We start from the raw sequence: 6559 nt of genomic DNA, 5'->3' as shown, positions 1-6559 counted from the left end.
AGTGGTTTTATTGAATCTATTCTCTATGTTTCATCTGATGCAAAGGACACTGATTTTACCTTGAAATTGATTGATGTTTATCCAGACGGGAAAGCTTATAATTTGGATGAAACGATACAGAGAGTAAGATACAGAGAAGGATATGATAAAGAGGTTTTTATGGAAAAAGGTAAAGTTTATGAAGTGAAACTTTCTGCTCTTTCAACAAGCAACTTTTTTCCAAAAGGACATCAGATTAGAATAGAAATTTCCAGTAGTAATTTCCCGCGTTTTGAAAGAAACCTAAATACTGGTGGAAATAATTTTGATGAAAGCAAAGGTGTTGTCGCCAAAAATAAAGTTCATCATAGCTCAAAATATCCTTCAAGAATTATTTTACCGATGATAAAAAAGTAAAAGCTACAAATCTGTTGAATGGAATTGGGGGCTTGCTAATTGAAGAGATTACTCGTCGTGGCTCTGTCTGAATGACGGTGTGGTTTAACCACCACGCCGTCATTTCGAACACTCGTTTGTAATTATGATGTTTGACATGATTGTCCTGAGTGGAGAAATCTGTTGAATGGAATTCTTTAGTTTTGAACAAAACTATCTTGGCAGGTGTCTGGCTCTCCATTTTATTGAATTACAGTTGCTCGTCAGCCTGCGATTTTCACACGTTTCCCTTTTAATCATCCGCCTGAGCGAATAGACCAGTACAGATATGACAAAGAACTAGAAACGAAAGTGGATAATAAATCAGTGTGGCAGATGATCAAGTTTAAACAAGTAATCAGTTTTGAACAGACTATACTGTAAATCGTCAGCAGTATGAATTTTGAACGGGCATTAGTAGCGTCGTAAATCTTCTGATGAAGCAAAATTGGAAATAATAATCAGAAAAAATCAGTTATTGCCTTTATGGTTTTCAGGAGGTTGAATTTGCGCCAGTGTACATATTACTCTTTAAATTAAGGTAATTCCATTGATATTGCAATTTTAGGATTATACACGAGTGATTAAAAATGTCTAAAACGCTACTGAAAGCTATCGCCGAAACCCGGTAAAATTGAATACCGCTTGATACTATTATTTTATAATTAAATAGCTTCCTGATTGAGTAATTATACTTATTATTTATAAACTACTTCAATTTTTTAGTGTTTCTGCTTAATGATTTTAAATTTATTGTATCCTTGTGAAGCTTGTAATAAATCAAATTTTGCACCCCTTGCATTAGATAATAAATCTAAATCAATGAAAATCAGGAATGAGTTGTAATCTAAAGTATTTATGATGGTACTTGTTGGGACTTTAAAGACAAGCGTTGTCATGCTAGAATCATACCTTTTAGTATCGGTGATTTTACTTGTACTCATTACCTTGATTGAGGTGCTAATCAAATTCAAAGCTAAAAGTTTACTGAAAGGCATTTTTCTTATGTTATTGTCTTCAGTGGGATTCTTTATGCTGGCGAGGTTCTTGACGCTCTTTGGCTACTACAATAGATTGCTTATGCAAATTCCTCCAACCCTTATTTTTGTGAGTGTCTTATTTTTGCTTTCTTTTTTAAACCATTATAAAATTTCTAGAAAAACAGTAATTATTTCATTATTTTTTTTAGTCTTAAATTGGGGTATATTGGCCTATTACAGCTTGATTCTAGACCTGCCCAATGAAGTAATTGTGGCTAATATTCCTGAATTTTCAAACTATTTATACTTTGTTAGAATAACTCTGCCTTTACTTTTTCTTATTTTATCCCTGAATTTTATCCAAAAAATTTATCGAAAGTATCCTTCAGGGAATTTATATTTTCGAAGATTAAGGACTTGGTGTATTTCATTCCCAATTCTATTGGCAATTATTTTTTGTTTTAACTTAATCTTTTTATATACTGGGAATGCTTTCATCCGTTTATTTATACTTTCCTTTCCCTTTGCATCATTGATTTTACTCATCTTATTTAGGCCCCGCTTTTTAAACCATCTATCCTTAGAATTATTGCATAAAAATTCATCTGCTAATTCACAATCTTCTATTTCTGATTCTGATTTTATGGATTGTTTCTTTGGTAAACTATACTTTTTAAATCCATTAGCAGGTTTAGAAGATATGGCCTATGAATTTGGTATAAGTGGAACTGAACTATACAATTATATTTATTCACGTTATACCCTAAGTTTTAACGATTTGCTTAATAAACATCGGGTAGAATATTTTGTCGATCTGGTGCAATCCCGTAAATACCCACATTATACCATTGATGCATTAGCACAGCTTTCGGGCTTTAGTTCACGACATCATTTATATAAACCATTTCAAAAATTTCATGGTGGAACCCCCTCCAGTTTCATGAATTCAATCTCCTAAAACCTTTGATTGTCAAGGCGTTATAAAAGTTAACTATAAGTTTCTTCGGAAGAAGGCTCGTTTTCTCTAATAATCGATCTGTCACTTGTAAATTTGAACTTCATCTTTAAAATTAATCTGTCTAGAAGGCATGGTAGAATTTATTTTTTACATGCGTCCTTTTTTGCCGAATTGTTATGATTGGGGCTAAAAATGGCATTAATCACCTGTTTGAAGAGGCCTGTTATTAAAATCTTCAAAATTTAAAAAGCGATAAAAACGAAATCAAGCATTACTGTTTAATCATAATTGAATTAAATAGTCCATTAAAATAACACGTACTACATGTTAAAAAATTACAAGTTCAGGGGCCTGTTACTTTTTACAGTAATCAGTTTGTTAAGCCTAAGCAGCACTTTTGCCCAGGTAGGCATCGGCACCAACAGCCCCGCAGCTTCTGCCGCTCTGGAAGTTACTTCCAATACGAATAACAAAGGAATATTAATTCCCCGAATCACTGCTGCGCAAAAAGATGCCATTAGCAATCCTGCTGAAGGCTTAATGATTTATCAAACTTCTGCTCCTGCAGGGTTTTACTACTATACCGGTATCGCCTGGAAGTTGATAATGACTCAAACGGATTTAGATACAAAATTATCAACGGTTGATGCAGCATTATCTTTAAATACAAAGGTGGATAAGGTGACAGGAAAGGATTTATCAAGTAACGATTATACCACAGCAGAGAAAACCAAACTTGCAGCCATTATTGGAAGCAATACAGGTGATCAAGACCTAAGTACCTACGCAACTACTTCCCAGCTGGCTAACAAGGCAAATTCATCGGATGTAACAACCAGTTTAACCACAAAAGTAGATAAGGTAACAGGCAAAGAACTTTCCACCAACGACTACACTACAGCTGAGAAGGCCAAGCTTGCCGCCATTACTGGCAGCAATACAGGTGATCAGGATTTGAGTGCGCTTGCCACCACAGCTTCGGTAGCTTTAAAAGCAAACACTAGGGATGTAACTACAAGTTTGGCCTCAAAGGTGGATCAGGTAACAGGCAAGGTTTTATCAAGCAACGATTATTCTACAGCAGAGAAAACCAAACTTGCTGCCATTGCAGGCACCAATACCGGTGATCAGGATATTTCGGGAATTATAACTAATGCTGTATTAATTGCAAGGATTCAAACAGACCTATCTAATCAAAATGGTGCCATAGCAATTAACACAGCTAAAGTTGGAATCACCACAGCGCAGGCGAATGAAATAGCTGCTAATACTGCTAAGGTTGGAATCACAACAGCACAAGCTGCTGATATTGTAACTAATAATGCTAAGGTAGGATATACTGAAGCCTTAGTTTCAGCCAATACAAATGTAGCTGCTAATACAGCTAAGGTTGGAATAACCACAGCGCAGGCTAGTGAAATAGCTGCTAATACCTTAAAAGTAGGTTATACTGAAGCCTTAGTTTCAGCCAATACAAATGTAGCTGCTAATACGGCTAAAGTTGGAATCACCACAGCGCAGGCGAATGAAATAGCTGCTAATACCTTAAAAGTAGGTTATACTGAAGCTTTAGTTTCAGCCAATACAAATGTAGCTGCTAATACAGCTAAAGTTGGAATTACCATAGCGCAGGCGAATGAAATAGTTGCTAATACGGCTAAGGTTGGAATCACAACAGCACAAGCTGCTGATATAATAACTAATAATGCTAAAGTAGGCTATACGGATGCATTGGTTATTAATAAAGCTCCTTTAGCATCACCAACCTTTACCGGAACAGTATCAGGAATAACATCAACAATGGTTGGATTAGGTAATGTTGATAATACTTCGGATGCGGCAAAAAATGCTGCCACGGCAACACTTACTAATAAAACCTTAGCGAGTCCGGTAATTAATACTCCAACAGGAATTGTTAAAGGAGATGTTGGATTAGGCAATGTTGATAATTCAACAGATTTATTAAAACCAGTTTCAACAGCTACTCAAACGGCTTTGAATTTAAAAGCAAATATTGCTTCACCAACATTTACAGGAACAGTTACTGGACCAACTTTCGTTGGAGCTTTAACGGGTAATGCGACTACTGCCGGAACAGTCACCACCGCTGCTCAACCCAATATTACTTCTGTCGGCACATTAGGCAACTTGACGGTTACTGACCCGATAGTTGGAAGTATCACAGGAAACGCTGCCACAGCAACACTTTCCTCCACGGTCACTACCAATGCGAATTTAACAGGCGACGTGATTAGTAGCGGAAGTAATGTAACAACAATAGACGCTGGAAGAGTGACAAATGCCATGTTGGCTGGAAGTATTGATTTGACCAGCAAAGTGATTGGTATTTTGCCATCATCGAATGGAGGTACCGGTTCCTCAACCATAAATTTTGTAGACCTAACAAACAACCAAACCGCTGCGGGAAATAAAACATTTTCAGGCAATACCTCCGTGGGAGGAACACTAAACGCAAGTGGTGATTTAGCAGTAAATACCAATAAATTCATTGTTCAAGCTTCAACAGGAAATACAGCTATATCAGGTACACTTGGTGTAACTGGTGCTGCTACCGTAGGTGGCACACTAACTGCCGGCAACGTTACCTATCCAAATACTCACAACGCTACAGCAGGTCAAGTTTTAACTACTGATGGAACTGGAGTAGCCAGTTGGGCTGCTGCTGCTTCAAGCGGTGTACCCTATACCGGTGCAAATGCTGCTGTTAATTTAGGCGGTTATGATTTGAGGGTGAATGGTTTAACAGTAGGAGTAGGTAGTGGTTCTCATCCAAGCAACACTGCTTTTGGTGTTATGGCTTTGATAAACAATCATTCGACAGCGTATAATAATAGTGCTATTGGTAAGTTTGCCTTGATAAATAATGTAACAGGTATTGACAATACAGCACTTGGAAACTGGGCAGGTGCAATGAATTATCATGGAAGTAATAATACCTCCATTGGCTCGTTTGCTATGCAAAATTCAGTTGGAGACGGCTTTAATACTGCAGTTGGTATGCAGGCAATGACAAATACTACTTCAGGATCCAACAATACCGCAATTGGTTATAATTCCCTTTTAACAAATACACTTGGAAGTAAAAACACGGCATTAGGATCTTTAGCCAATGTTGTCGCGTCTTCCAATGCCACTGCCATTGGTTATGGAGCAACCGTTTCTAAAAACAACACCATTCAATTAGGTGCCGATGGTACGAATGGAACAGTAGCTATTTCAAATGTAAAAACCAGCGGCACCATAACAGCAGGTGCAGTTACCTATCCTAATTTCGATGGAGCTGCAGGTCAAGTTTTAACTGCAAATGCAAATGGATTTCTAAACTGGAAATGGCCAGGTGTAACAAACGTACCTGATAACACCGTTATTGGTTTGCGTGCACTTAACACTAATACAACTGGTTCCTCCAATACTGCGATTGGATATCAAGCAGGTAATTCCAATACATCTGGTACAAATAATACTTTTATTGGAAGCGGGGCCAATGGATCTTCGGGAGATGTAAGTAATGTAATTACCCTGGGAAATGCTGCAATAGAAACGTTGCGTTCTGCTGTTAATACTATAACTTCTTTATCTGACAGACGTGATAAAACCGATATTATTACGATTTCTGAAGGCTTAGATTTTTTAAAGCAATTAAAACCTGTAAGTTTTACCTGGAATACGCGCGATAAAGCAAAGGTTGGAATTAAATCTGCGGGTTTTATTGCACAAGACCTATTGGCTTTACAACAAAAATCTACTATTGGTGCCAATTTAGATTTAGTGAGCCAACAAAATCCAGATAAATTTGAAGCGCGCTATAGCAATTTATTGCCTGTGATCGTAAAAGCTATTCAAGAGGAAAGTACTCAAAAAGATAATGAGATTGCAGCTTTAAAAGCTGTATTAAAATCATTAGAAGCAAGATTACAATCATTAGAGGCAATTGTTAATAAGAAATAAACTTGAATCGGTTAATTATACTGCCTTGATCCTTTATTAACGGCTGCTTCCTATGGCGATTTATACCATGAGCTTTCTAACAACTCACAATTGATCAATAATTGCTACATAAAATTAAATAATTCATGAAGATAAATCTCTTTTGTCCCTAGTTTCAGCATAGCGTCTCTAAGGATGCACAATTTAAAAGAGTCTTTTGACTCGTTTATCAAATAAAGGGCAGTTTATCCCGCACAAT

4 protein-coding genes and 1 riboswitch are annotated in these 6559 nt (G+C 36.8%); of the genes, 3 read left to right on the top strand and 1 reads right to left on the bottom strand.

The window, feature by feature from the left end; genetic code table 11:
• Positions 1–396, top strand: a 396-nt coding sequence (locus tag ACILQF_RS09160) for a CocE/NonD family hydrolase (protein ID WP_395627112.1), incomplete at its 5' end; no start/stop codon positions are given.
• Positions 397–577: 181 nt separating this feature from the next.
• Positions 578–712: riboswitch (cobalamin riboswitch) on the bottom strand.
• A 424-nt stretch (positions 713–1136) separates the two neighbouring features.
• On the opposite strand, the gene ACILQF_RS09155 is transcribed toward ACILQF_RS09160, so the two are convergent.
• Positions 1137–1412 (bottom strand): hypothetical protein, encoded by a 276-nt coding sequence (locus tag ACILQF_RS09155; protein ID WP_395627111.1) that lies wholly within the window; start codon positions 1410–1412, stop codon positions 1137–1139.
• 571 nt (positions 1413–1983) lie between these two features.
• Between ACILQF_RS09155 and ACILQF_RS09150 the strand changes: the two genes are divergently transcribed.
• Both ACILQF_RS09150 and ACILQF_RS09145 read left to right on the top strand, forming a co-directional pair.
• Complete coding sequence (locus ACILQF_RS09150) at positions 1984–2352, top strand: helix-turn-helix domain-containing protein (protein ID WP_395627110.1); 369 nt, start codon at positions 1984–1986, stop codon at positions 2350–2352.
• Positions 2353–2676: 324 nt separating this feature from the next.
• Positions 2677–6321 carry a tail fiber domain-containing protein gene (locus tag ACILQF_RS09145; RefSeq protein WP_395627109.1) on the top strand — a complete coding sequence of 1215 codons (3645 nt, stop codon included), beginning with the start codon at positions 2677–2679 and terminating at the stop codon, positions 6319–6321.
• Positions 6322–6559: the final 238 nt, after the last annotated feature.

The sequence above is a fragment of the Daejeonella sp. genome, from assembly GCF_044232565.1.
In the GTDB taxonomy this organism is placed as follows: Bacteria; Bacteroidota; Bacteroidia; order Sphingobacteriales; family Sphingobacteriaceae; genus Daejeonella.
Note: the sequence above shows the minus strand (reverse complement) of the source record. Positions and strands in the feature narration are given on the sequence as shown.